Annotated in this window: 27 protein-coding genes; 15 read left to right on the top strand and 12 right to left on the bottom strand. The window is 60.8% G+C overall.

What is annotated here, in order from left to right; genetic code table 11:
- From V8G57_RS24775 to V8G57_RS24765, 3 genes are all read left to right on the top strand, one after another.
- The coding region (locus V8G57_RS24775) for a DUF2345 domain-containing protein (protein WP_342831632.1) at positions 1 to 774 on the top strand (774 nt) is incomplete at its 5' end.
- On the top strand, positions 767 to 1,828 hold the full coding sequence (locus tag V8G57_RS24770; RefSeq protein WP_342831630.1) for a DUF2515 family protein: 1,062 nt from the start codon (positions 767 to 769) through the stop codon (positions 1,826 to 1,828). The genes V8G57_RS24775 and V8G57_RS24770, both read left to right, overlap by 8 nt.
- A complete protein-coding gene (locus V8G57_RS24765) occupies positions 1,825 to 2,748 on the top strand; it encodes a hypothetical protein (protein ID WP_342831629.1) in 924 nt (307 codons plus the stop codon). The genes V8G57_RS24770 and V8G57_RS24765 overlap by 4 nt, the downstream gene beginning before the upstream one ends.
- A gap of 101 nt (positions 2,749 to 2,849) precedes the next feature.
- Here V8G57_RS24765 and V8G57_RS24760 read toward each other — a convergent pair whose 3' ends face one another.
- Together V8G57_RS24760 and V8G57_RS24755 are read right to left on the bottom strand one after the other, a co-directional pair.
- On the bottom strand, positions 2,850 to 3,257 hold the full coding sequence (locus tag V8G57_RS24760; protein ID WP_342831628.1) for a VOC family protein: 408 nt from the start codon (positions 3,255 to 3,257) through the stop codon (positions 2,850 to 2,852).
- Between the two features lie 45 nt (positions 3,258 to 3,302).
- Entirely contained in the window at positions 3,303 to 3,779 is a 477-nt protein-coding gene (locus V8G57_RS24755; protein ID WP_092400561.1) for a MaoC family dehydratase, read from the bottom strand.
- 316 nt (positions 3,780 to 4,095) lie between these two features.
- Between V8G57_RS24755 and V8G57_RS24750 the strand changes: the two genes are divergently transcribed.
- Positions 4,096 to 4,686: a BPSL1445 family SYLF domain-containing lipoprotein gene (locus tag V8G57_RS24750; protein WP_342831626.1), complete on the top strand. Its 591-nt coding sequence runs from the start codon at positions 4,096 to 4,098 to the stop codon at positions 4,684 to 4,686.
- Positions 4,687 to 4,765: 79 nt separating this feature from the next.
- On the opposite strand, the gene V8G57_RS24745 is transcribed toward V8G57_RS24750, so the two are convergent.
- Positions 4,766 to 5,965, bottom strand: a complete 1,200-nt coding sequence (locus V8G57_RS24745; RefSeq protein WP_342831624.1) for an AI-2E family transporter — start codon at positions 5,963 to 5,965, stop codon at positions 4,766 to 4,768.
- Positions 5,966 to 6,134: 169 nt separating this feature from the next.
- Positions 6,135 to 6,302 carry a hypothetical protein gene (locus V8G57_RS24740; RefSeq protein ID WP_342831623.1) on the bottom strand — a complete coding sequence of 56 codons (168 nt, stop codon included), beginning with the start codon at positions 6,300 to 6,302 and terminating at the stop codon, positions 6,135 to 6,137.
- Positions 6,303 to 6,317: 15 nt separating this feature from the next.
- Here V8G57_RS24740 and V8G57_RS24735 point away from each other — a divergent pair, with 15 nt between their 5' ends.
- Together V8G57_RS24735 and V8G57_RS24730 are read left to right on the top strand one after the other, a co-directional pair.
- Positions 6,318 to 6,689, top strand: coding sequence for a DOPA 4,5-dioxygenase family protein (locus V8G57_RS24735; protein ID WP_342831622.1), 372 nt, complete (start codon positions 6,318 to 6,320; stop codon positions 6,687 to 6,689).
- A gap of 11 nt (positions 6,690 to 6,700) precedes the next feature.
- Positions 6,701 to 7,399 carry a right-handed parallel beta-helix repeat-containing protein gene (locus tag V8G57_RS24730; RefSeq protein WP_175501116.1) on the top strand — a complete coding sequence of 233 codons (699 nt, stop codon included), beginning with the start codon at positions 6,701 to 6,703 and terminating at the stop codon, positions 7,397 to 7,399.
- Between the two features lie 3 nt (positions 7,400 to 7,402).
- Here the strand turns inward: V8G57_RS24730 and V8G57_RS24725 are convergent, their stop codons facing one another.
- Positions 7,403 to 8,380, bottom strand: coding sequence for an aldo/keto reductase (locus tag V8G57_RS24725; protein ID WP_342831621.1), 978 nt, complete (start codon positions 8,378 to 8,380; stop codon positions 7,403 to 7,405).
- A 253-nt stretch (positions 8,381 to 8,633) separates the two neighbouring features.
- Between V8G57_RS24725 and cysS the strand changes: the two genes are divergently transcribed.
- Complete coding sequence (gene cysS, locus V8G57_RS24720; RefSeq protein ID WP_342831620.1) at positions 8,634 to 10,013, top strand: cysteine--tRNA ligase; 1,380 nt, start codon at positions 8,634 to 8,636, stop codon at positions 10,011 to 10,013.
- Positions 10,014 to 10,052: 39 nt separating this feature from the next.
- Here the strand turns inward: cysS and V8G57_RS24715 are convergent, their stop codons facing one another.
- Together V8G57_RS24715 and aptA are read right to left on the bottom strand one after the other, a co-directional pair.
- A complete protein-coding gene (locus V8G57_RS24715; protein ID WP_342831619.1) occupies positions 10,053 to 11,564 on the bottom strand; it encodes a CoA-acylating methylmalonate-semialdehyde dehydrogenase in 1,512 nt (503 codons plus the stop codon).
- 12 nt (positions 11,565 to 11,576) lie between these two features.
- The gene (gene aptA, locus V8G57_RS24710; RefSeq protein ID WP_342831618.1) at positions 11,577 to 12,905 is read right to left on the bottom strand and encodes an omega-aminotransferase AptA; all 1,329 of its coding nucleotides are present in this window, start codon (positions 12,903 to 12,905) and stop codon (positions 11,577 to 11,579) included.
- 157 nt (positions 12,906 to 13,062) lie between these two features.
- On the opposite strand from aptA, the gene V8G57_RS24705 reads away from it, so the two are divergent.
- Positions 13,063 to 14,493 carry an aminotransferase-like domain-containing protein gene (locus V8G57_RS24705; RefSeq protein WP_092400580.1) on the top strand — a complete coding sequence of 477 codons (1,431 nt, stop codon included), beginning with the start codon at positions 13,063 to 13,065 and terminating at the stop codon, positions 14,491 to 14,493.
- Positions 14,494 to 14,520: 27 nt separating this feature from the next.
- Here the strand turns inward: V8G57_RS24705 and V8G57_RS24700 are convergent, their stop codons facing one another.
- Both V8G57_RS24700 and V8G57_RS24695 read right to left on the bottom strand, forming a co-directional pair.
- Positions 14,521 to 14,733, bottom strand: a complete 213-nt coding sequence (locus V8G57_RS24700) for a 2-hydroxymuconate tautomerase family protein (RefSeq protein ID WP_342831617.1) — start codon at positions 14,731 to 14,733, stop codon at positions 14,521 to 14,523.
- A gap of 66 nt (positions 14,734 to 14,799) precedes the next feature.
- Positions 14,800 to 15,543 carry an SDR family NAD(P)-dependent oxidoreductase gene (locus tag V8G57_RS24695; RefSeq protein ID WP_342831616.1) on the bottom strand — a complete coding sequence of 248 codons (744 nt, stop codon included), beginning with the start codon at positions 15,541 to 15,543 and terminating at the stop codon, positions 14,800 to 14,802.
- A gap of 129 nt (positions 15,544 to 15,672) precedes the next feature.
- Here V8G57_RS24695 and V8G57_RS24690 point away from each other — a divergent pair, with 129 nt between their 5' ends.
- A complete protein-coding gene (locus tag V8G57_RS24690; protein WP_092400586.1) occupies positions 15,673 to 16,587 on the top strand; it encodes a LysR family transcriptional regulator in 915 nt (304 codons plus the stop codon).
- A gap of 110 nt (positions 16,588 to 16,697) precedes the next feature.
- Here the strand turns inward: V8G57_RS24690 and V8G57_RS24685 are convergent, their stop codons facing one another.
- Positions 16,698 to 17,120 carry a DUF4148 domain-containing protein gene (locus V8G57_RS24685; protein ID WP_092400588.1) on the bottom strand — a complete coding sequence of 141 codons (423 nt, stop codon included), beginning with the start codon at positions 17,118 to 17,120 and terminating at the stop codon, positions 16,698 to 16,700.
- Positions 17,121 to 17,702: 582 nt separating this feature from the next.
- Here V8G57_RS24685 and V8G57_RS24680 point away from each other — a divergent pair.
- From V8G57_RS24680 to V8G57_RS24670, 3 genes are all read left to right on the top strand, one after another.
- Positions 17,703 to 18,317: a TetR/AcrR family transcriptional regulator gene (locus V8G57_RS24680; RefSeq protein ID WP_092400590.1), complete on the top strand. Its 615-nt coding sequence runs from the start codon at positions 17,703 to 17,705 to the stop codon at positions 18,315 to 18,317.
- Between the two features lie 255 nt (positions 18,318 to 18,572).
- Positions 18,573 to 19,133 carry an ester cyclase gene (locus V8G57_RS24675; protein WP_342831615.1) on the top strand — a complete coding sequence of 187 codons (561 nt, stop codon included), beginning with the start codon at positions 18,573 to 18,575 and terminating at the stop codon, positions 19,131 to 19,133.
- Between the two features lie 39 nt (positions 19,134 to 19,172).
- Entirely contained in the window at positions 19,173 to 20,276 is a 1,104-nt protein-coding gene (locus V8G57_RS24670) for an alkene reductase (protein WP_342831614.1), read from the top strand.
- Here the strand turns inward: V8G57_RS24670 and V8G57_RS24665 are convergent.
- Together V8G57_RS24665 and V8G57_RS24660 are read right to left on the bottom strand one after the other, a co-directional pair.
- Positions 20,255 to 21,169, bottom strand: coding sequence for a LysR family transcriptional regulator (locus V8G57_RS24665; protein WP_342831613.1), 915 nt, complete (start codon positions 21,167 to 21,169; stop codon positions 20,255 to 20,257). The genes V8G57_RS24670 and V8G57_RS24665 overlap by 22 nt on opposite strands.
- Positions 21,157 to 22,080: a LysR family transcriptional regulator gene (locus tag V8G57_RS24660; protein ID WP_342831612.1), complete on the bottom strand. Its 924-nt coding sequence runs from the start codon at positions 22,078 to 22,080 to the stop codon at positions 21,157 to 21,159. Before V8G57_RS24660 ends, V8G57_RS24665 begins: the two co-directional genes overlap by 13 nt.
- A gap of 100 nt (positions 22,081 to 22,180) precedes the next feature.
- Between V8G57_RS24660 and V8G57_RS24655 the strand changes: the two genes are divergently transcribed.
- From V8G57_RS24655 to V8G57_RS24645, 3 genes are all read left to right on the top strand, one after another.
- The gene (locus tag V8G57_RS24655; protein WP_342831611.1) at positions 22,181 to 23,146 is read left to right on the top strand and encodes an SDR family NAD(P)-dependent oxidoreductase; all 966 of its coding nucleotides are present in this window, start codon (positions 22,181 to 22,183) and stop codon (positions 23,144 to 23,146) included.
- A 167-nt stretch (positions 23,147 to 23,313) separates the two neighbouring features.
- On the top strand, positions 23,314 to 23,817 hold the full coding sequence (locus tag V8G57_RS24650; RefSeq protein ID WP_342831610.1) for a hypothetical protein: 504 nt from the start codon (positions 23,314 to 23,316) through the stop codon (positions 23,815 to 23,817).
- Between the two features lie 74 nt (positions 23,818 to 23,891).
- Positions 23,892 to 24,026: a hypothetical protein gene (locus tag V8G57_RS24645; RefSeq protein WP_342831609.1), complete on the top strand. Its 135-nt coding sequence runs from the start codon at positions 23,892 to 23,894 to the stop codon at positions 24,024 to 24,026.
- Positions 24,027 to 24,056: the final 30 nt, after the last annotated feature.

Here is a 24,056-nt window from a genome sequence, read left to right as displayed (position 1 = left end):
CAGATCCTCAAGGCGCAGAACGAGGCGATCAAGGGCGGTGCTGCGCAGGAAGGCAGTTTCCCGGAACTGGCCCAACCGCATCTGGTGCTGGCCAGCCCTGCGGGGATTGAAACCACCACCGCGCAATCGACGCACATTGCCAGCGATGAGCATACGGCCATCACCACCGGCAAGAGCCTGTCCATTGCCAGCGGAGACAGTCTGTTTGCCAGCATCAAAAACACCTTCCGGCTGTTTGTGCAGAAGACGGGAATGAAGATGGTTGCCGCGGCTGGCGATATCGATGTGCAGACGCTTTCGGACAGTATCAACCTGCTGGCCAAACTCAATATTACGCAGACGGCCAACCGCATCACGATTTCAGCTAAAGAAGAGCTGGTGATCAATGGCGGCGGCAGTTACGTCAAATTCAACGCTGGCGGAATTGAAAAAGGCACCAACGGCAATTATGTTGCTCACGCCGCCTCGCACAGCTTGCCGGGGCCACAGTCCATGGGAGTCGATACGCGCGGTTTTCCTGCCGTCAAAGCGTACAACGAAACCTTCAACCTGCTCGATCCGAGCGGCAAGCCGATGAGCAACATCAAATATAGCGTTACCGGCGCTGACGATGCCGGCCATGAAGCTGCTACTACACTCAAGGGCGGTACGCCCAGGGTTCATACTGACGCGCCGGAGAAACTGAAGTTTTCATTGCATTGGGCCGAAATCTCGACCACTGAAGAGGCGAATCAAGGCGCATCCAACAATACACCGAAGGACAAAAATGGCTGATGGCACAACGATCGAGGCGATGACGAATGACAAACCGGATAGTTGCGTCGATGTCCATTGCGACTGTCCGGCCCTGTGGTCGATGGCGCAACAGTTTTGCTATACACGCCTCTCCAACAAGAAAAATAATGGCGCTTATCGGCTCATCAATCTTTATCCAGCCAGGTCGCGACGTATCGCCGCAACCTATGCTCGGATGTATCTGGAAACTGAAGAACATGGCGCCCCCGAAAAAAAGGGACGCTACTATTGGATGGCGTTAGGCGCTTTTGCCAGTAAAACCGTGGGCTGCACATTGGAAACTGTACAGCTTTCATACACTCGCATGGTCATGGGCAGTACCGTTCGAGAAGGGCTGGGCCAGGGCAATTTCTGGTTGTTTATGGATATCGCAGCATGGCACTGGTTCTATAGCGTCAGCCCGACATCGTTTGATCAATGCGCGGGTGAACGCGACACCGATACGTATGTCCAAAAAGTCAAAGACCAGGTCAAAAAAATGCCATGGGAAGCAAAGTCACTGCCGAAGATTGATCATTTAAAGATCAAACCGGAAGTCTTGGAAGGTTTTGCTTTGGTGAAGCAAATAGAGGCCATGCCGGACAGCAGCAAGAAACAAAAATTGCAGCTGCAACATTTAATGGCGATGGCTAATCACGAGCAGGGGAACATTCTGCAGAAACTGATCTACGATGAACCGGATTTTGCATGGTGGATAAAAATTCAAAGAGCCGACGACAAAGAGTTGCGGCAAACATCCGGTTATGCCACTAGAGCATTTGCCTTCGCTGCCAGCATATTCAGTCCTGGATTGGAGATTGCATTTACGAGTGAATGTGACACGGGCGTTCCCGAATTGAAGAACACCGCTCCCAAAGAAACAAAATTGGAAGAATACGACAGCCGCATGTTGTGGATTAAGTCGGTAGCAGATCAGTTTCACAGCCGAATGATTAAATTCAAGGCGCAGATGGAGGGCGAACTAGCCACCATGGCAGGATGGGTGGGCACCCACGATGGCGTCATCTATCCTGATGAGCGTCCGCCTCAATGAAGTTAAAAAAATTACTCCCTAAAAATTGGGTGCCTGGTGCATTGGCGGCATGGATCATTGTGCCAATCGTCATTGCGTTGTGGTTTATGTTTGGCAGCGACATCAAAGCCGGTGTGTTTAATTTATTGGAGAAAAAACCCATCATGTACAGTAACGTCATGGTTGAGATCGGCGAGTCTGGCAAGAGTTTTGCACAGAAATATCAAGGAATGGTCGACGTCAATGACCGTAATCCCGGATCTCATTTTTATAGAGTCAATTGGTCCGACGGCACACTAGGCACAGTTACCGTAAAAAATGGCTCCAGCAGCCTTGTTATTGATTCGGTTCTGTCCGCAATGGGCGATTCCGATGATACCTATCCTGCAGAGGGGATCTCGAGTTATTCCATCAGCATGGCACTACCGCCGCGGAATAACGTGCCGCATGACGACGCACGTCTCAAATTCTACTCCCTGCTTCAGCACATTCAGGAAGCCGGCTGGAAGCGGTGGATAGACCCTGGCATGCCGCGTCTAAACGGTGCGGATGCGCTACGCTATCAGATGAGCGAGATCGAAAACGGAGCCGGCTTGATGTCATTGGATCCGAGTTACGTGCCTTCATTGGATATCTGGATGAAGATCAAGGATATGACGGGGTGGCAATTTTATCTGAACGGGGTGTACATGAATGTGCAGCTCATGCGGGATAAAAAAAGGTTGGATCCTAACCTGCCGGGCGCTTATTTTCTTACCCTCGGACTCGAGAGCAAAGATAGTTTTGAACGCAGCGAGCAAACCTATGAAGACCGGCCGAAATGGAAAGAACTGTATCCGGCCGCCAGGAAAAAACAAGCAGAGGAACGCGTTAAGTCAGAAGAAAAGCTCCATGCCTTGGGGTACAAGATTGATACCGAGTATCGCAATCCAGATGAATAAAATATGATTACTTGCTGAATCTATGGGTATAGGAATATCCATAGATTCAGCAATTCATTTTATATGCCAGTGAGTAGTGTCGCCAGGTGTGCGGTCTACTATCATTCATACGGCGGCCCCTTGAGCTCAACGACATTCCCCTCCGGATCCGTGACATAAATCGACGGCCCTTCCCCTTCCGCTCCGTTTCTTGACGCAAGCTCGCCAGCCGCCACGCCATGGGCGGCAAGATGAGCGCGAATCGCCGCTTCATCGAAGGGTTCCACACGAAAACAGAAATGGTCGAGGTTGCGCCCTTCCTTGCCTGGCGCCGCGCCGCCCGCGCTGCCGAGTTTGCCGTCGACCGGAATCAGGTCGAGCATGGAGCTGCCGGCGCGCAGCTGGACCAGGCCGATGCCGTCCAGGCGGCGGTCAACGGTGCAGCCGAGCGCATCGCAGTAAAAGCGCAGCATCTGGTCGAGGTCGGCCACGCGCAATACGAGGTGGTCGATTTCACGGATGCGTATCATCTTGGCGCTCGCTCAAAAAGCTTTATTGTAGATCTGTGGGCGATTTCACGCAGCTGCCGGTTTGCGGAACACCACCAGCTTCGACACGAACAGCTGCAGCACCTCGCCGCGCTGGTTGCGGGTTTCGCTGCGCAGCTTGACCATGCCGCGGTCCGGGCGTGAGCGTGACGGCGTGATTTCCATGATTTCACTTTCCACGCGCAGGATATCGCCGGCGCGGGTCGGCTGCGGCCAGCTGATTTCGCCGCCGGCGCCGATGATGCCATCCTGCAGCGGCATGCCGCTGGTGACCAGCAGGCGCATGGTGATGGCGGCGGTATGCCAGCCGCTGGCTGCCAGGCCGCCGAACAGCGTGTTCTTGGCGGCGGCGTCGCTCAGGTGGAAAGGCTGGGGGTCGAACTGGCGGGCGAACGCCAGGATCTGCTGTTCATCCAGCGCATGCTCGGCGCTGCTGAAGCGGTCGCCGGCTTTCAGGTCGTCCAGGTAGAGCCTGGGCTGCGGATTGGCGTTGTATTCGTTCATTGCGGATTCCTCTTGCTGTGATCAAGGCTTGCCGTCCTCAAGCGTCGGAGGCAGGCAAGTAATTGTTGTTTGAATGTGTGCTACCGTACAGATGCAATCTTACATCCCGCCTAGAGTGACACCATGATTGCGGATAATGATGCGCCGCAGCTTGGATGCCGCGGCGTCGCCTTCGTTGCGGCCGATTCAACCAGGGATACCGTCAGGAGCTGGGAGGTCATGGAAGCTCAGTCAAAAATGCGGTTCATGCAGATGTCTTGCAACGCAATATACAATTCATAACGTTGTCCAATTATTATTTTTGATGGAGAAAAAAATGCAAAAAAAATCCTCATTCCCTTCAAAGGGCTTGGCAGCCGTTGCCGTCGCAATGGCCAGCCTGACATTCGCCGGCTGCACCACTACCATGCCGGGCAAGGACGCCAGTTCGCAAACCAGCCGCAACGACGTCAATGCCGGAGTGGACGCCACTTTATCCAAACTGTATCAGACCGCGCCTGCTTCGCGTGACCTGGTAGCGCGCGCCAAGGGCGTGCTGGTGTTCCCTGCGGTGCTGCAAGCCAGCTTCGTGATCGGCGGCGAATACGGCAAGGGCGCATTGCGCGTAGGCGGCCGCACTGATGGTTATTACAGCACCACAGCCGGTTCCATCGGCTTCCAGGCCGGGGCGCAATCGAAAGCCATCGTGCTGCTGTTCATGACGCAGGACGCGCTCGATAAATTCCGCAACAGCAACGGCTGGACCGTCGGCGCCGATGCTACCGTCGCGCTGGCTAACATCGGCGCCAACGGCAGCATCGACACCAATACCGCGCAACAGCCGATCATCGGCTTCGTGACTACCAACGGCGGCCTGATCGCGGGCGTCTCGCTGCAAGGCGCCAAGATCGCCAAGATCTCGCTTTAATTCCCGCCTCTAACCTGGTTTGATACGGCATCTTCGGATGCCGTTTTTTTATCCCTTCACTGCGTCCGTACCGGATCGGCTAATCGCCCAGCAGTTCGGCGACCGGATGCATGCGGTCGACATGCTTGGCGATGACCTTGACGATGACGATGATCGGAATGCCCAGCAGCATTCCCCATACACCCCACAGCCAGCCCCAGAACAGCAGCCCGATGAACACCGCCGCCGCATTCATCTTGGCGATGCGGCCGATCATCCAGGTCGTCACGAACGTGCCGATCAGGGTCGCAATGGCCAGTGTCGTGGCTGACACCAGCAGCAGCATCGAGAACGATTCGAACTGCATGAATGCGGTCAGGCCGGTAGCGACAGCGATCAGGAGCGGACCGAAGTACGGGATGACATGCAGGAAACCGCCCGCAACAGCCCAGGCGCCGGCGTTTTCAAGTCCAATCAGGCGAAACGCGATCCACATCAAGACCGCCAGCAAGCCATTCGTCACCAGCAGCATGAACATGTAACTCTGGATCGACGTATTGATGTCGAACAGGATGTTGACGGCGATCTTCTTGTTGGAAAGCGACGGCCCGGTCAGCTTCACCAGCTTGCGCTTGAAGGTATCGCCCGACAACAGGAGAAAAAACACCAGGAAGATCACCATCACCACCTGGCCCAGGAACAGCATGGCGCCCATCGAACTGGTCCATAGCCATTCGCCCAGCTGAAACGATGGTGGTGCGGGACTGGCTTGCCGTTTGGGATCCGGTTTTACGCCGGCAGCCTGGCCGGCGGCGGTCTGGATTTCGTTTGCCGCCGCCTGCATTTTCTGGATGGTGCTGGCCTGGCCTTGCGTCCTGGCCTGGATGCTGGCCATGGAGCGCGCCAGCTGATGGGCGGCGGTCGGCAAGCGCTCGACGATCGACTGGAACTCGCCGCGCAAAGAGTAGGCAACCTGCGCCAGGCCAAGCAGCAAGGCCGCCATCACGATGCAGGTGCCGACCAGGCGCGGGATGCGGATGCGTTCCAGCGACGCCACCAGCGGATTCAGGGTGTAGGCGATGAAAATGCCGAATACCAGCGGGATCAGGAAACTCTGCGCCCATTGCAGCGCAAACACCAGCGCCAGGACGGTAAGTACCCTCAGGCACAGGTTACGTACATTGGTGGAACCGGTAGCGGAAAGCGGCGCCAGCGGCCCGGTCATCGGCGCATCCGCCGTCGTACTTGTTTCAGGAGCGGCGGCCGGGCTCGCGTCGGCGGGCATGATAGGTGGTTTCATGGGATATTTTCTGGCGCAGCTCTTCAAGGCAAGCCGATAAAAGCAGATTACCTGCCGGGACTGGAATGTTAAGTACGTCACCGTACAAAGCCCGCATTATTTTCTTCCGGGAGGAGCGAAACCGTGGCCCCATGCGTGATCATGCCGGCCTTCATTGTGGTGGAAATGATCAGAAAGACAAGCAGGATTCCGGTCTTGCGGATGCAATTTCCCTGGCTATGGAAAAGAGGGTATTCTTGATTGTTAACGCAGCAAGAAACGCAGCAAGAAGCGCAGCAATAACCATACGAAAAACAGCCTGCGCCAGGCGCATCTGCGCGCAGTCCCGATCCCACATTTTGGAGTTTCCTGCATGACCGAACCATCCGCGCCGAGCATCACCGGTTACCACGCGCACATCTACTTCGATGCCGGCACCCTGGCGCGGGCGCAAGCCTTGTGCGAAGAGGCGGCGCGGCGGTTTGCGCTGGCCATGGGCCGGGTCCATCAGCGCCCTGTCGGGCCGCATCCGGACTGGAGCTGCCAGCTGGCTTTCGATGCGCCGCTGTTTGGCGAAGTGATCCCATGGCTGGCCTTGCATCGCGCCGGCCTGGTGGTGTTCGTCCATCCGCTCACCGGCGACGACCTGCGCGACCATCGCGACCATGCGATCTGGATGGGCGCGGTGCGGCCATTGAAACTGTCGATATTTTCCGGGGAGCCTGAAGCGGCTTACGAGCAATGAAGAGCGGCCCTATGAGTGATAGCTTGCAGCAATACGTAGCGACGGCGCTGCTGGCCGCGCTGTTGATTCCCGGCATGAGCTCGGCGGCCGGGCGAGCCACCATGATTGCTCCTGATCGCGCCGACAAGCCGGGTTTCCTGGTGGTCATCGACGAACCCGGATATTACCGGCTGTCAGGCAACCTGAAAGTACCTGACGCCAACACCACCGCAATCGAGATCAACGCCGACAACGTGACGCTGGACCTCAACGGCCACGCCATCCAGGGACCGGTTCGCTGCCAGCAATTGCCGGCGCCGTGCTGGCCGGGCGGCAGCGGAAATGGCGTGCATGCGGTCAACCGCAGCGGCATCTCGGTCAGGAACGGCATCATCCAGGGCATGGGAAATTACGGCGTCTACCTGGAAACCAATGCGGCCAGCATCGACCGGATAGTGATGGCCAGGAACGGCCATGGCGGCGCGGTGCTGTTCGGCGGTTCGATCAGCAACAGCGTTGCCGAAGCGAATGGCGGCGACGGCATCTTCGGCGTCGATCTCAAGGTGCGCAACAGCATGATGCGCGGCAACCAGATGCTGGGACTGTCCGCATATGGCCATTCCACTTTCAGCAACAACCAGTTCAAGGGCAATAACGGCAACGCCGCGCAAACCAACCTGAAGCCGGCCGCCGCCGATCGCAATGTATGCAACGGAGCGGCCTGCCAGTAGATACTAACGGTCGACCCAGGCCATGCGTTCCTTGCTATAACGTTCCCCGGCCACCTGCTTCAAGGCGTCTTCCAGCAACGCGGTTTCGCTGGCGGACAGCATGACTTCGACCGCACCGGCGTTCTGCTCCAGGTAAGCGCGGCGCTTGGTGCCGGGAATCGGTACGATGTCGGCGCCCTGCTGCAGCACCCAGGCCAGCGCCACCTGGCTGCTGCTTGTCCCCTTCGCCGCGGCGATCTCGCCGACCACTTTTGCGGCCCGCATGTTGGCGTCGAAATTGTCGCCCTGCAGGCGTGGATCGCGATGGCGGAAATCGGATTCCGGATAACTCTCCGCGCGCTGCGCCGTGCCGCTCAGGAAGCCGCGGCCGAGCGGGCTGAACGGCACCAGGCCGATGCCGAGCTCGTGCAGGACTGGAAAAATATCGGCTTCCAGGTTGCGTTCCCATAGCGAGTATTCGCTTTGCAATGCGCTGATCGGATGCACCGCATGGGCTTTGCGGATATTCGCGGCGCCAGCCTCGGACAAGCCCAGGTAGCGCACCTTGCCTTCGCGCACCAGGTCAGCCATGACGCCGACCACGTCTTCAATCGGCACCGCCGGATCGACCCGGTGCTGGTACAGCAAATCGACGTAGTCGGTGCCGAGGCGGCGCAACGAACCTTCCACCGCGCGCCGTATATGGCTGAGCTCGCTGGTGATGCCGGTGGTGACGCCATTCTCAATCTTGAAGCCGAATTTGGTGGCCAGCACCACCTCATGCCGGCGGCTTTTGAAGACGCGTCCCAGCAGCGCTTCGTTTTCATAGGGGCCGTACTGCTCGGCGGTGTCGAAAAAATTGATGCCCAAGTCCAGCGCCCGTTCCAGCGTGGCGACAGATTCGGCTTCGTCGGCCGCGCCGTAGGCAGTGCTCATGCCCATGCAGCCAAGGCCGATCGCCGATACCGCCAGCCCGCTTGATCCCAGTTTCCGCTGCTTCATCGTGGTTCGCTCCGGATAGTGATAAATGATGCTTCCGGCCAGGACCAGTGCAGAGGCTTGACCGGGAAAAGCGCTGCAAGTTAGTATAAGCGATGCTTACGTTATTCCTCTTCTCTCCCCGCTCCCGCGTCTGCGCACGTTGTTGCCGCTGCACGACGCCAATGCAGCGCGCCTGATTTTCCTCGCCCGCTGGCCTGTGCACGGCCAGGTTGTTTTTCCCTGGCGCCTTTAACTGGTTTTTAAAAAGAATCGCATGGAACTCCATCTATACGATAGCTGGGAGCGCCGCGTCAGGCGCTTTGAAAGCATTGTCCCGGGGCGCGTCGGCTTGTATTGCTGCGGACCGACGGTCTACGATTACGCCCACATCGGCAACCTGCGCACCTATGTTTTCGAGGATTTGCTGCGCCGTACGCTGAGCTATAACCATTACCGTGTGCAGCACGTGGTCAATATCACCGACGTCGGCCACCTGGTCTCGGATGCCGATGAAGGCGAAGACAAGATGGAAAAAGGCAGCCGGCGCAGCGGCAAGAGCGCCTGGGAAATAGCGGCGTTTTACAGCGCCGCGTTCATGGCGGATTGCCGTGCCCTCAACCTGCTGGAGCCGGAGACCTGGTGCCGCGCCACCGAATACCTTCCCGAGCAGATTGCCTTTATCCAGGCGCTGGAAGAAAAAGGATATGTCTATCGCACCGGCGATGGCATCTACTTCGACACCAGCCGCCAAAGCGACTACGGCTACCTGGCTCGGCTCGACCGCGACGCCTTGCAGGCAGGCGTGCGCGTGGCGATAGGAGAAAAGCGCAGCCCGACCGATTTCGCCTTATGGAAATTCAGCCCTGCCGACACCCGGCGCCAGATGGAGTGGGACAGTCCCTGGGGCCGCGGTTTTCCCGGCTGGCACATCGAATGCTCGGCGATGTCGGCGGCGCATCTCGGTAGCTGGTTTGATATCCATTGCGGCGGCGAAGACCATATCGCGGTCCATCACAGCAATGAGATAGCGCAGACCCAGGCCTGCCACGGCACGCGCCTGGCGAATTTCTGGATGCATGGCTACTTCCTGCAGACCGGCAGCGAAAAAATGTCCAAGTCGGGCGGCGATTTCCTGCGCCTCCGGTCGCTGGCCGAGCGCGGCATCGATCCGCTGGCCTACCGTTACCTGTGCCTGACGGCGCATTACCGCAGCCAGCTGGAATTCAGCTGGGACGGCCTGCAGGCAGCGGCGACTGCCTTGCAGCGCTTGCGGGAAGCGTACCATCGCTGGCCCGACGGGATGCAGCCTGACCAGGTTTTCCTGGAGCGCTTTCGCGATGCCGTCAACAGCGACCTAAATTCATCGCGTGCATTGACCGTCGTCTGGGAGCTGGTGCGCAGCGAGGGCGATGCCGCCGTGCGCAAAGCCACATTGCGCGCCATGGACCAGGTGCTGGGATTCGACCTGGACAACTGGCGTCCGTCCAGCCATGAAATTCCCGCGGCGGTAAAGGCGCTGGCCAGCCAGCGCCAGGCCGCGCGCGAAGCGCAGCAGTGGCAGGAAGCCGATCGCCTGCGCCAGGAAATCAAGGCGCAGGGATTTCAGGTGGAAGATGGCGTTTCGGGCTGGGTGCTTAAGCCGGATAACAATTGAGCCGGAGCGCCGGCTGCCAGCCGCTCCGGGCAAGCCGGTTTACTTGGCCACCGGCATGGTGAATTCAGCGCCCTTGGCGATACTGTCCGGCCAGCGCTGCATGATGCTCTTGTAGCGGGTATAGAAGCGGATGCCTTCCTCGCCGTAAGCGTGGTGGTCGCCGAACAGCGAACGTTTCCAGCCGCCGAAGGAATGCCATGCCATCGGCACCGGGATCGGCACGTTGATGCCGACCATGCCGACCTGGATCTGCCGTGAAAATGCGCGCGCCACGCCGCCGTCGCTGGTAAAGAGCGAAACGCCGTTGCCGAATTCGTGGGCATTGACCAGTTCCACCGCGCTGGCCAGGTCCGGCACCCGCACCACCGACAGCACCGGGCCGAAGATTTCTTCCTTGTAGATGGTCATGTCCGGGGTCACGCGGTCGAACAGGGTGCCGCCGACGAAAAAGCCATTCTCGTGGCCGGCAACGCTGTGGCCGCGGCCGTCGACCAGCAGCCTGGCGCCCTCTTCAACGCCCTTGGCGATATAAGCCTCGACCTTGGCCTTGTGCACGGCGGTGACCAGCGGCCCCATCTCGGAATCGGCCTGGTCGCCGTTGCCGATCTTGAGCGCGGCAGCGCGTTGCGCCAGCCGCTCCACCAGGCGGTCGGCGACATCGCCCACCGCGACCGCCACCGAGATCGCCATGCAGCGCTCGCCGGCCGAACCGTAGGCGGCGCCGACCAGCGCATCGACCGCCTGTTCGAGATCGGCGTCCGGCATCACCACCAGATGGTTCTTGGCGCCGCCCAGCGCCTGCACGCGTTTGCCGCGGCGTGCGCCTTCGGTGTAGATGTATTCCGCGATCGGGGTCGAACCGACAAACGACAGCGCCTGTACATCGGGATGCGCCAGCAAGGCGTCGACAGCCGTCTTGTCACCCTGCACCACGTTGAAAACACCGTCAGGCAGGCCGGCTTGCTTGAGCAGGCCGGCGATCAGCAGGCTGGCCGAAGGATCGCGCTCGGACGGTTTCAGGATGAAGCAGTTGCCGCAGGCGATCGCCACCGGGAACATCCACATCGGCACCATCACCGGGAAGTTGAACGGCGTGATGCCGGCCACCACGCCCAGCGGCTGGCGCAGGTTCCAGTTGTCGATGCCGCCGCCGATATTGTCGGTGTGGCTGGTCTTCAGCAGGTGTGGAATGCCGCAAGCGAATTCCACCACCTCGATGCCGCGCACCACTTCGCCCTTGGCGTCGGAAAACACCTTGCCGTGTTCGCGCGTGATCAAGGCCGCCAACTGGTCGTGATGCTGTTCCAGCAGTTCCTTGAACTTGAACATGATGCGGGCGCGGCGCAGCGGCGAGGTTTCGGCCCAGGCCGGGAACGCTGCACGGGCGCCGGCGACGGCTTTATCCACTTCCTGCGCCGAGGCCAGCGCAACCTGGGCGACCACGGCGCCGGTGGCCGGATTGTAGACATCCGAATAGCGTTCGGAACGGCCAGTCGCCAATGCGCCGGAAATGAAGTGGTTGATTTGAGGGGTGTTCAAAGTAAGGCTCATGGCAGGTCTCGATTATCTGGTTTCGTTGAGTGCTTCGCGCACCGTGCTGAACATGCGTTCGATTTCTTCCGGCTGGACGATCAGCGGCGGCGAGAAAGCCAGGATGTCGCCGGTATAGCGCACCATCACGCCCTTTTCATAACACTTGCGGAATACTTCGTAAGCGCGCGCGCCCGGCGCCTGCGGCCGCGGTTCCAGCTCGATCCCGGCCACCAGGCCGAGGTTGCGGATATCCTTGACGTGCGGCGCGCCGGCCACGCCGTGGGCGGCTTTCTCGAACAGCGGCGACAATTCGCGCGCGCGCTCGAACAAGCCTTCGCTCTGGTACAGGTCGATGGCGGCGATGGCGGCTGCGGCGGCCACCGGATGGGCGGAATAGGTATAACCGTGCATCAGCTCGATGGCGCCGGCGGCGGCGGATTGCACCACCGCGTCATGGATCTCGCGTTTCACCGCCACCGCGCCCATTGGAATCGCGGCGTTGTTGATGCCCTTGGCGAGCGTGATCAGGTCCGGCGTGACGCCGAAATAGGCGCTGGCGGTAGGTGCCCCGAGGCGGCCGAACCCGGTGATCACTTCATCGAAAATCAGCAGGATGCCGTGCTTGCTGCACAGCTCGCGCAAGCGCTCCAGGTAACCCGCCGGCGGAATCAGCACCCCGGTCGAGCCGGCCAGCGGCTCGACGATGACGGCGGCGATGGTGGAGGCGTCGTGCAGCGTCACCAGCCGTTCCAGTTCGTCCGCCAGGTGCGCGCCCCAGGCGGGCTGGCCGCGGCTGAAGCCGGCTTCGGCGATATTCAGGGTGTGCTGCAGGTGGTCGACGCCGGGCATCAGGTTGCCCGAGAAAGCCTTGCGGTTGCCGACGATGCCGCCGACCGAGATGCCGCCGAAACCGACCCCGTGATAACCGCGTTCGCGGCCGATGAACCGTGTGCGCTGGCCGTCGCCGCGTGCGCGGTGGTAAGCCAGGGCAATCTTGAGTGCGCTGTCGACTGCTTCCGAACCGGAATTGGTGAAGAAAATCCGGTCCAGCCCGGCTGGCATCAGTCCTGCCACCTTGCGCGCAGCTTCAAACGCCAGCGGATGGCCCATCTGGAATGATGGCGCGTAATCCATGCTGCCGATCTGCCGCGTCACGGCGGCGGTGATCTCTTCGCGGCAATGGCCGGCGTTGACGCACCACAGGCCGGCGGTGGCGTCGAGTATCGGGCGGCCGTCGTCGGTCTGGTAATACATGCCTTTGGCCGAGACGAACATGCGCGGCGCTTCCTTGAACTGGCGGTTGGCGGTGAATGGCATCCAGAATGCCGACAGGTCCTGATCCGATTGGTGTGTGTGCATGATGGGCTCGGTTGCGGTGATTGACGATGGTTGGCGAAGTTTCGCCATGGCGTCGATTATTGCAGCTACAATCCAGATTGTTAGATACACTTTGTACAAATCGCGGAAAGTGTACTGTTGCCGACAGCAATCTGTACTGAATACACTTGAAGGTCCCATGACTGATACCCAGGTTTCGCGTTTTCCTCCGCTGTTGCAGCCGCAGTCGGCGCTGAGCCTGGTCGAGCAGGTGGTGGCGGGCCTCGGCCGCATGATTGAAAACGGCAAGCTGCGGCCGGGCGAACGGCTGCCGTCGATCCGCCAGTTCGCGCTGCAGCAGGGAGTCAGCAATTCGACGATTGTCGAAGCTTACGAACGGCTGGTGGCCAACGGCTTGCTGATTGTCCGGCGCGGGTCCGGTTTTTTCATCGCCAAGCGCGAGCAGCCCGAGAGCAGCGGCATGCCTTCGATCATGCCCAATCCGGTGATCGATTCGGCCTGGCTGTTTTCCGAAGTGTTTGCCGATGAGCGGGTGCCGATCAAGGCCGGCTGCGGCTGGCTGCCAAGCAGCATGCTCGACGGCGAGGGTTTGCATGCGGCGGAGCGGCGCATCATCCGCTCGCCCGGCGCCCAGCAAGTGGGCTACGGCCATCCGTTCGGTTACGGTCCGCTGCGGCAGACGATCGCCAAATCGTTCGCCAACTGGTCGCTCGACATCGGCCCCGACCAGATAGTCACTACCCACGGCGTGACCCAGGCGCTGGACCTGATCATGCGCACCCTGGTGAAACCGGGCGACACCGTGTTCATCGAAGAGCCGGGTTATTGCAACCTGATCGCCATGCTGCGGCTGGCCAATATCCATGTGGTCGGCGTGCCGCGCACCGTGAGCGGAGTCGACCTGGAGCGGCTGGAAGAGCTGGCGCAGATCCACCGGCCGAAGATTTTTTTCACCAACCCGGTACTGCAGAATCCGACCGGCACCACTTACACCCCGGCCTGTGCAATGCGGGTGCTGCAGTCGGCTGAACGGCATGGCTTCTGGGTAGTGGAAGACGATCTATACCGCGAGCTGGCGCAAGCCACCGATCCGATGCTGGCGGCGCTGGACGGTTTGCGGCGGGTAATCTATGTCAGCGGTTTTTCCAAGACCATCGCCCCCTCGCTGCGGCTGGGTTTCATCGCCTGCCAGGCGGACCTCGCCAAGGAATTTGCGCGCACCAAGATGGTCTTGACCCTGACCAATTCGGAAATCACCGAACGGCTGGTGTACAACGCGCTGACCGAAGGCCATCACCGGCGGCACGTCGAGCGCCTGGCCAGCACCTTGCTCACCGCGCAGGCGCAGGTCAGCGCCAGGCTGGAGGAAGTCGGCCTGCTGCCGTTCGGCCCGCCGCGCGGCGGCATGTTTTATTGGGCGAGGATGCCGCATGCGGCGCTGAGCGCCAAGGCAATCGGCGACCTGGCCTTGCAGCAAGGCATCTGGCTGGCGCCGGGAGAATTCTTTTATGTATCGCAACCGGAACACGCCTGGTTCCGTTTCAATGTGGCTTTTTCGGACTTGCCCAAGCTGTCCGATTTTTTCCGCAAACTGCCGGCCGGCGCTTAGCCGGCCCTTTTCTCCGACGGCTGACGGCTAGCCCGCCGCCGCTTCGCGTTTGCGGATGACGGTGACGCTTTCGCCGCCCGCGCCCCAGTTGTCGGTATCGACTTCATCGATGACGACGAAGGTGGTAGCCGGTTTCTTGTTGAGCACGCGCGCCAGTAACTCGGTGACGCCGGCAATCAGTTGCTGTTTCTGTTCCGCGGTGACTCCTTCGCGGGTGACGCGGATATTGACGTATGGCATGCTGGAACTCCTGTAGTAAATGGTTTGAGGGCGGGCATCGGCCCGCTTTTTTTTTTGCGCCTGGAATTACCAGGTGCCGGCGGTGGCGCCGCCGTCCACCGGCAATGCTACGCCGGAAATGAAGCCGGCATCGGTCAGGTACAGCACGGCGTCGACCACGTCCTTGGTGCTGCCGGTGCGGCCTGAGGGCGACAGCGTGTTGAAGAAGGCCCGCGAATTTTCATAGTCGCCGTGCAGCGGCGTCTGGATGATGCCGGGCGCTACCGTGTTGACCTGCACGTTGGATGCCGCCAGTTCGATCGCCAGCGCCCGCGTGGCATTGATCAGGCCGCCCTTGATCAGCACCGGCAGCAATGCCGGCACTTTCACCGTCGGCTGCATTGCGATGTTGGCGCTGATGGTGACGATATGTCCGCTTTTGTTGGCGGCCATGTGTACGGCAGCTTGCTGCGATGGATAGAAAAAGCCCTTCAGGTTGGTGCTGACCAGGGCGTCGAGATCGTCCTCGGTATAGTCGCCGACCGGCTTGGCGATGAACACGCCGGCGTTGTTGACCAGGATGTCGACCTTGCCGAACGCCGCAATGGCGCGCTCGAACAGCGCTTTCGCCGTTGCCGGCCGGGCGATATCGCCGGCCACCGCCAGGAAATTGGGCGGATTGCCGAGTTTTTCGGCGGCTGCCAGCAGGCGCTCGATGGTGCGGGCGTTGCCGACCACGTTATAGCCGCGCTGCAGATACGCTTCGGCCAGGGCGAAACCGATGCCGCTTGAGGCGCCGGTGATGATGACGGTTTTCTGGTTGCTGCTCATGGTGACACTCCTTGTGGTTAAGCGGGCTCTCTGGTCCCGATGTAATGCACTATACTTATGCGGTATTGGTAGATAAATACAGGTTTTCACAATTAACTTGATACACCATGTAATGAATAAGGCGCTTTCATGAAACGCAACTTCGACGACATCCTGCTGGGCAGCATCGAGCTGTTTTGCCTGGCTGCCGAACTGGGGAGTTTCACGGCAGCGGCGATGTCGGCCAGCGTCACGCCTGCGGCCGTGAGCCGGTCGGTGTCGCGGCTGGAGGAGAGATTGGGCGTGCGCCTGTTTGTGCGCACCACGCGCCAGATCCGCCTGACCGATAGCGGCCGCGTGTATTTCGAGCAGTGCCGCCAGGCTTTGTCGCAACTGGTGGACGCGGAGCGCGAGGTGACCGGCGAGCAGGCGGCGCCGGCCGGGCTGCTGCGCATCAGCATGCCGACGCCGTTCGGCCACTATCGTCTGCTGCCCTTGCTGCCGCAGTTTCGCGCGCTATACCCGCAGGTGCGGATCGATGTCCACCTGAGCAACAGCAACATCGATTTTGCCGACCAAGGCTACGACCTGGCGATCCGCGGCCGCGCGCCGGAGGATTCCAACCTGATCGCGCGCAAGCTGGAAGACGCCGAACTGGTGCTGGTGGCGGCGCCGTCTTATTTGCAGCGGGCGCCGGCGCTGCAGACGCTGGCCGACCTGGAGCGGCACGATTGCATCCAGTTCGAACGGCCCAGCACCGGCCGCCGCATCCCCTGGACTTTCATGGTCGACGGCAAGGAGGCCGATATCGTGACCGACGGCGGCTATTGCTGCTCGGAAGACGTGCTCGCCGTCGCCACCCTGGCGCGCGGCGGCGCGGGGCTGGTGCAAACCTACCGCTTCGTGGTCGAGCAGGCGCTGCGGCAGGGCGAACTGGTCGAACTGTTGCCGCAGTTCGGCGGCAGCACGCGGCCCTTCATACTGCTGTATCCGCACGCCCGCCATCTGTCGCTGCGGGTGCGTACTTTCGTCGACTTCATGGTCAAGCACCTGGGCCGGGCCTGAGGTTCCGGCACAAAAGCCGCGACAATAAAAAACCCGCGCACTCCTCATGAGGCGCGGGTTTTGTCATTTGCAACGCTTCCCGCATGCTGCCGGGAATGGACTGCATGCGATCAATTGCCTGTGTTTGTTTCAAGCGGATAGTTGGCGAAATTGACCAGGCCGGAGTTGCGTGCGTCAGCCAGTTCTGCGCGGACTTCAGCACGGCTCTTGCCAGCAGTGTTGGAGACGGTGAACACTGGATATTGCGAACCGGCGAAATCGAGTTCTCCGGCAGCGCGGGCTTTTGCCAGTTCTGCCTGCACTTCAGCGCGGGTCTTGCCAAGGGCTGCAGTGCCAGGGGCGGCGCTTTGGGCGTTGGATGGCAGGAACACCGGATATTGCGAACCGGCGAAATCGAGTTGGCCGGCAGCGCGAGCCTGGGCCAGTTCAGCCTGGACTTGAGCGCGGGTGAGCGGGGTGACGTTGTCGGAAGCGAATGAAGGAGCTGAAACAATTGCAGCCAGTGCCAATGCGGCGATCAGTTGGGTTTTCATGATGGTTCTTTCTTTTTAAGTTAATGACAAAGTGCCAAATGCAGCGGTCACACAAGCGCATGAACTGACGGAAAAGCATTGCTGCTGCACCGTCCTGGCTGCCGGCGAGGATTTGATTTACATCTATCACTAGATAGATAAACCGGGAAAATAAAAAGCGTCTTTCATATTTGACGCTTTCCAGTCCACTAATCCACCACCGGCAGTCCGGGCACGTTGTGCGATCCAGTTGTTGCTGAATAAAAACCAAACCTGGGTCGCTTGCTGCTTAAAACAACGTGTCTGCAACTACTGTGACCTAACTATAGTTATCTACTGCTAGGTAGTCAAATAGAATTTATTAATAACGATAATTGCTTATCAAAAGGCAGGCGCAACCCATAAACGCCTTGATTATCTACCTTTCAGTAGATAATATATAGACGTAGCGTCTTTTTGATTTTAGATTCCACGCCCGTGCCGCCAGAATATTGCCGGCCGGGGTATAAAAGACGTAGCATGGCAGCAGCAAGCGTGGCTGCCTGAAATCCGGCTGCCTTTGCCGGTGTCGTGCATCGCTATCTCTTTATAGGTAAAAAAATCATGAAGGCCGTTTCCCCCGTACGCGAACAATTGCTGGAGCACACGCTGGTCTTGCTGGGCACGCGCGGCTATAACGGCTTCAGCTACCGCGACCTGGCCGAGCTGGTCGGCGTCAAGACTTCCAGCATCCATTATTATTTCCCGACCAAGGAAGACCTGGCGCTGGCCGCGGTGCAAGCCTACGCGGCCAATATCGGCGACATCATGCGCGACATGGATGTCAACGGGCCGCTCAAGGAGCAGGTCGAGAAATACCTGGCGCTGTGGCGCAAGAACCTCGGCACCGGCCGCGTCTGCCTGTGCGGCATGCTGGCCGCCGAAGCTACCAGCCTGCCGCAGAACGTGCTGACTGCCTTGCAGGCTTTCTACAGCATGCACGAAGCCTGGATCACCCAGCGGCTGGAACGCGCGGTCGCCGACAAGGGCGTCAAATTGCCTGCCGCGCCGCCGGTCTATGCCATGACTATCCTCGGCGCCCTGCAAAGCGGCCTGATTTCCGCGCGCCTGTTCGGCAAACCTTGCCGGCTTGACGCGGCATCAGCAATGCTGCGCTCTGCCGTGACGCCGGAAAGCGGCAAACAGCAAGCAGCGACAGCCGACGCCGCCTTATCCTGATTCCAGGACGCCGCTTATGCAGGCAGCCATGAGCGGCGGCAAGTCTTCAGTTTTTCCTCCGGGTTTGCAATTTGGTGTGCCTGCGGTTTGGCGCCGGCGCAGGAATGTGCTTGCCGCAAATCCTTCTGCGCCTGGATGGTTATATTCAACAAAAACAAGCAAATGATTCAATACCACGCCTAATTATCAAAATCCTCGCTAGAACGGACAATGCTTCCATTGGTACACCGTTCAATCAACAGCGAGGATTTTTTCATGGCATCCACACTTCTTCCCACCCGCCGCCTGCTATCGGCGGCGGTCGCAGCACCGTTGTTCAGCCTGGCGGTTTGCAGCATGGCCGCCCAGGCTGATGACCGCAACCTGCCTGAGCCGCATCATCTTGCCATCGCCGGCAACCCGGCCGACGCTGCGCCGCTGATCCTGGCGGCGCGCCGCTACGCCGCTTTCTGGAACACCGGCGACGAGCGATATGCGCGGCTGGCGCTCGCTCCCGATTTCATCGACCGCACTTTGCCCGCCGGACGCCTGCAAGGCGTGGCCGGTCCGCTGCAGGCATCGCAAGGCTTCCGTAGCGCGGTGCCGGACTTGTCCATGGAGATCGACGACATGGTGGTCGCCGGCGACCGCATCTCGCTCCACCTGCACTTCCGCGGCCATTTCAGCGGCCAGTTCGGCAAGCTCAAGGGCAAGGGCCAGGCAATCGATTTCCGGGCCTTCGACCTGTACCGGATAGCCGATGGCCGCATTGCCGACAACTGGCACCTGGAAGACAACCTGGCGCTGATGCAGCAATTCGGTGCAACCCAGCCTTGATCGCAGCATCGATCTTCACTTCTTACGGGAAATTTAATCATGTCTTCAGCAAACACTCTGTTCGACCCGGTGCAACTGGGCAGCCTGCAACTGGCCAACCGCATCGTGATGGCGCCCATGACGCGCGCCCGCAGTTCGCAGCCGGGCGATATACCGAATGCCATGATGGCCGAATATTATGCGCAGCGCGCCAGCGCCGGCCTGATCGTCAGCGAAGCGACCCAGATTTCGCGCCAGGGCCAGGGTTATTCCTTCACGCCCGGCATCTATGATGCGGCCCAGGTGGCCGGCTGGCGGCTGGTCACCGACGCCGTGCACGCTGCCGGCGGCAAGATGTTTCTGCAGCTGTGGCATGTCGGCCGTGTCTCGCATGGCGTATTCCAGGACGGCGGCGCGCCGGTGGCGCCTTCGGCGATACAGCCGCGCGGCACCCAGGTCTGGATCGTCGGCGACGACGGCGTCGGCCGCATGGTCGATTGCCCGGTGCCGCGCGCGCTGTCGGTGGCGGAAATCCAGGATGTGATCGCCGATTTCCGGCAAGGCGCGGCAAACGCCATCGCCGCCGGTTTCGACGGCGTTGAAATCCATGGCGGCAACGGTTACCTGGTCGACCAGTTCTTGCGCACCGTCTCCAACCAGCGCGGCGACCAGTACGGCGGAGCCATCGAAAACCGCACCCGCTTCCTGCTGGAACTGGCGGCCGCCGTGGCCGACGAAATCGGCGCGCACCGGCTCGGCATCAGGCTTGCGCCCTACATCACCTTCAAGGACATGGCCGATCCTGAAATCGTGCCGGCCATCCTGCACGCCGCCGCCGGCCTGGACCGCCTCGGCATCGCCTACATCCATCTGGCGGAAGCGGACTGGGACGATGCGCCCACCGTTCCCGACCAGTTCCGCCACGACCTGCGCGCAGTGTTCAACGGCAGCCTGATTGTCGCCGGCCGCTACGACAGCGAACGTGCGGCGCGGATCCTGGAGCAAGGTTTGGCGGACCTGGTGGCGTTCGGCCGGCCGTTTGTCGGCAATCCCGACCTGCCGCGGCGGCTGGCAGAGAAGCTGCCGCTGGCCGGCCACGATGGCGCTACCCTGTTCGGCGGCGAGCGTGCCGGGTATACCGACTATCCGCCGGCTTCCGCCTGAGCCAAGCCAGTGGCGAAACGCTCTTGCAAAAACTCGATCAGCAGCTTGACCCGCGGCGGCTGGAAACTGCTGCGGTGATACAGCACGTTGAGCGGCGCGCTTTCGGTGAAAAATTCATCCAGTACCGTAATCAGCCGGCCAGCCCGCAAATCGGCGCTGATATCGAGCAGCGATTTGTAGGCATAACCGTGGCCGAGCAAAGCCCATTTGCGGATGATTTCGCCATCGTTGCTCTGCTGGTAGTGGCTGACGCGTACCGCTTTCGGCTTGCCGCCGGCACGGTAGCGCCATTCGTTCATCGGCCCGGCGGCGTTGAGCAGCACCAGCGTCGGCAGGCCGGCCAGCTGCTCCGGCGTCTGCGGCAGGCCGACACGTGCCGCGCATTCCGGCGCTACGCAGACCACGCGCCGGTTGGGCAGCAGCGGCCGCGCCACCATGGCGCTGTCGGGCGGCATGCCGTAGCGGATCGCCAGGTCGATATCGTCCTGCACCAGGTTGGCGGTGGAATCGGTCAGCGACAAGGCGAACTGCACCTGCGGATACTGGCGCTGGAATTCGTCGAGATAGGTGAGCAGGAGATTGCGCCCCAGGTCCGACGGCGCTGAAATCCTGACTATGCCCTGCACCAGGCTCTTGCCTGCCTGCAGCATCTGTTCGGCCTGGTCCATCAGCTCCAGCGCCTGCTGGCTGTATTCCTTGTAGAGCTGGCCTTCCTCGGTCAGCCGCAGGCGGCGCGTGGTGCGTTCGAACAGCTTGACCCGCAGCGTCGTTTCCAGGCGCTGGATGGCGGCGCTGGAGGCGGCCGGCGACAAGCCGTGCTTGCGCCCGGCGGCGGAAAAACTGCCTAGCGTCGAGGCATCGACAAACAATCTCATCACACTTAGTCGGTCCATGGCGTGCTCCTGGCTGGATGGTCGGCATCGGTTATGTAGCGGGAGACGCCGTTGGCCAAGGCGTCGAAGACGATCCGGCAGCGCTCGCTGGAACGCAGGTCTTCATGCATCACGATCCAGGTTTCGAGTTGGTCCCTGACCGTTTCCGGCAGCACCGGCGACAAATCCGGGTTGTGCCTGGCCAGCGGCGCCTGGCACATGCCGATGCCGTAACCGGCGCGGATCGCCGCCAGCTGCGCCAGCTGGTTGTCGGTGCACAGCGAAAACATGTCGCGCGACAGCGGCAGGCCGCGCTTTTGCATGGCGCGGATGTAGTTGGTTTCCTGGTCGAAGCCGATCAGCGTGTGCTGTTTCAGCGCGGCGATGCTGGCCGGCATGCCGGCCAGGTCCAGGTAGCGGCGGTGCGCAAACAGGCGGAGCGGAATGGCGCCCACCCGGCGCGCGACCAGGGCCGCCTGGCTGGGCTGCACCATCCTTACGGCGATATCGGCGTCGCGCTGCAGCAGGTCCTGGGTCCGGTTCGACGCCACCAGTTCAATCTTGATGGCCGGGTGCGTTTCGCGCAGCGCGGTCAGGATCGGCGGCAAGACCTCGACGCAGACCACTTCCGGCGCCGTGACGCGCACCGTGCCGCCGCCGCCGGCGCCGGTCGAGGCGCGGCGCAAGGCGCTGGCGGTGGCGCGCAGGTTTTCAGCGAACGGCCGCAAGGTGAGCGCGGTGTCGGTGGCGGCCAGCCCGGTCTGCGAGCGGGTGAACAGTTTCACCCCCAGCGCGAGCTCCAGCGCTTCGATCTGGCGTCCCATGGTGGGCTGGGTCAACCCCAGGCTGCGGGCGCCGCCGGATAGCGAGCCTTCTTCCAGCACTGCCAGGAACGCCCGGTACAGGTCCCATCCAGGTTCTTGGGTAGTCATACAAATATGTATAGAAGATATGTGAAGATAGCCAATTTTAAACTAATAGCCAGACTGTTACGCTGGACTCCTACAACATTTTTTTAAAGGAGTGCACATCATGAAACAGCAAATCGCATTGGTGCTCGGCGCCACCGGCGGCATCGGCGGCGCCATGGCGAAAACACTGATGCAGCGCGGCTGGCAGGTGCGGGCGCTGCACCGGCGCGCCGACCAGATGGCCGCCGCCAGCCGCGGCAGCGGCATCGTCTGGCGCCAGGGCGACGCCATGCAGGAGCAGGATGTGGTGGCCGCTGCCGCCGGCGCCGCCATCATCGTCCATGGGGTCAACCCGCCAGGCTACCGCAACTGGGCCCAGCTGGTGATGCCGATGATAGAAAACAGCATCGCCGCGGCGCGCGCATCCGGCGCCCGCATCATCTTGCCCGGCACGGTGTACAACTACGGCACGGACGCCTTTCCCGACCTGCGCGAGACCTCGCCGCAAAACCCGAGCACCCGCAAAGGCGCGATCCGGGTGCAGATGGAGCGCCGGCTGCGCCAGGCCGCGCAGGACGGAGTGCGTTCGCTGGTAGTGCGCGCGGGCGATTTTTTTGGACCGCACCTGGCCAATTCCTGGTTTTCGCAAGGCATGGTCAAGCCGGGCCGGCCGGTGACGGCGGTCACCTACCCCGGGCAGCGCGGCATCGGCCACCAGTGGGCTTACCTGCCGGACATGGCCGAGACCATGATGCAATTGATCGAGCGCGAACAGTCGCTGGCTGCATTCGATACCTTCCACATGAACGGCCACTGGGACGCCGACGGCACTGAAATGGTGGCAGCCATCGGGCGGGTGGCAGGCCAGCCGGGCATGAAGGTAAAACGCTTCCCCTGGTGGCTGCTGCCGCTGGCGTCGCCGTTTGTCACGGTTTTCCGCGAACTGCGCGAAGTCAGCTACCTGTGGCGCCAGCCTTTGCGCCTGGACAACCGGCGCTTGCTGCAGCTGCTCGGCAGCGAGCCGCATACCGAGCTGGACGTGGCGCTGGAGGCGACGCTTGCCGGCATGGGCTGCCTGAAAAAATGATCTGCGGGCAACAATATATTTTGCCGTGAGCCATGCCCAGCAAATCGTGTCGGGAGATAATGCGTACTGCAATCGATTCATAAACGGCTGCTGTTGCAATATGCAGCCATCATTATTGGAAGTAACGCATTTTGAACACGACAAGAACCAAACGCTGGACCGGCAAGATGGACTCCCTGACAACGGCATACCTGAAAGATGTCATGGGCAAGATGGAGGTATACGGCGACCGCGTGCAATTCGGACTGGCAAGCCCGGGGCCGCGTCCGTATTACCAGCTGACCAACAGCGCCGAAAAGAAAATGGCGTTCGACAGCAATAACCACCTGCTGCACCCGAAGGAAGATGAATTCACCGGCGCCAACGCCACGCCGGTATTCACGCTGGAACAAATCAAGGCAGCCATCGCCGCCGGCGGTTTCCGCTCCAGCACGGCCACCCGCAGCTCCGCCGGCGGCCGCGTCGTCAGCCGCAGCGGCGGCACGCGCGGAGGTGCGGTGGCGATGAAAGCCAAGGACCTGGTCGACGCTGCGCGCTATGAATATTTCCGCAGCAACCGCCAGGCGCTGCCGGACGGCATCGGCGAGCATACCGCCGAAATCACCGAGCTGATGCTCAAAGGCAGTTCCGCCGAAGATGCCTTCGGCGAGGTAGTCAAACGGTATTTCTGATTGCCGTGCCGCGGCCTGGCGTGGACGCCGGGCCGCAATACCCATCGGATCAAGTTACCTCGAGGCACGCCAGCATGATGCGTGCAGCCGTTTTCGCCGCCGTCGCCCCGACCGGCAAATACGGCATTTCCTTCTCCGGTTTTACCCAATCTCTGCCGCGCGTGTCCGTACCGGCGACTTTGCCGGTGGCTGACCAAGGTCGGATTTAAGTGTTAATATAAATGCAATTGACAGAGCGG

This window comes from Collimonas rhizosphaerae, from assembly GCF_038896935.1.
GTDB classification, from domain to species: domain Bacteria; phylum Pseudomonadota; class Gammaproteobacteria; order Burkholderiales; family Burkholderiaceae_D; genus Collimonas; species Collimonas rhizosphaerae.
This window is presented reverse-complemented; position numbering and strand designations above follow the sequence as displayed.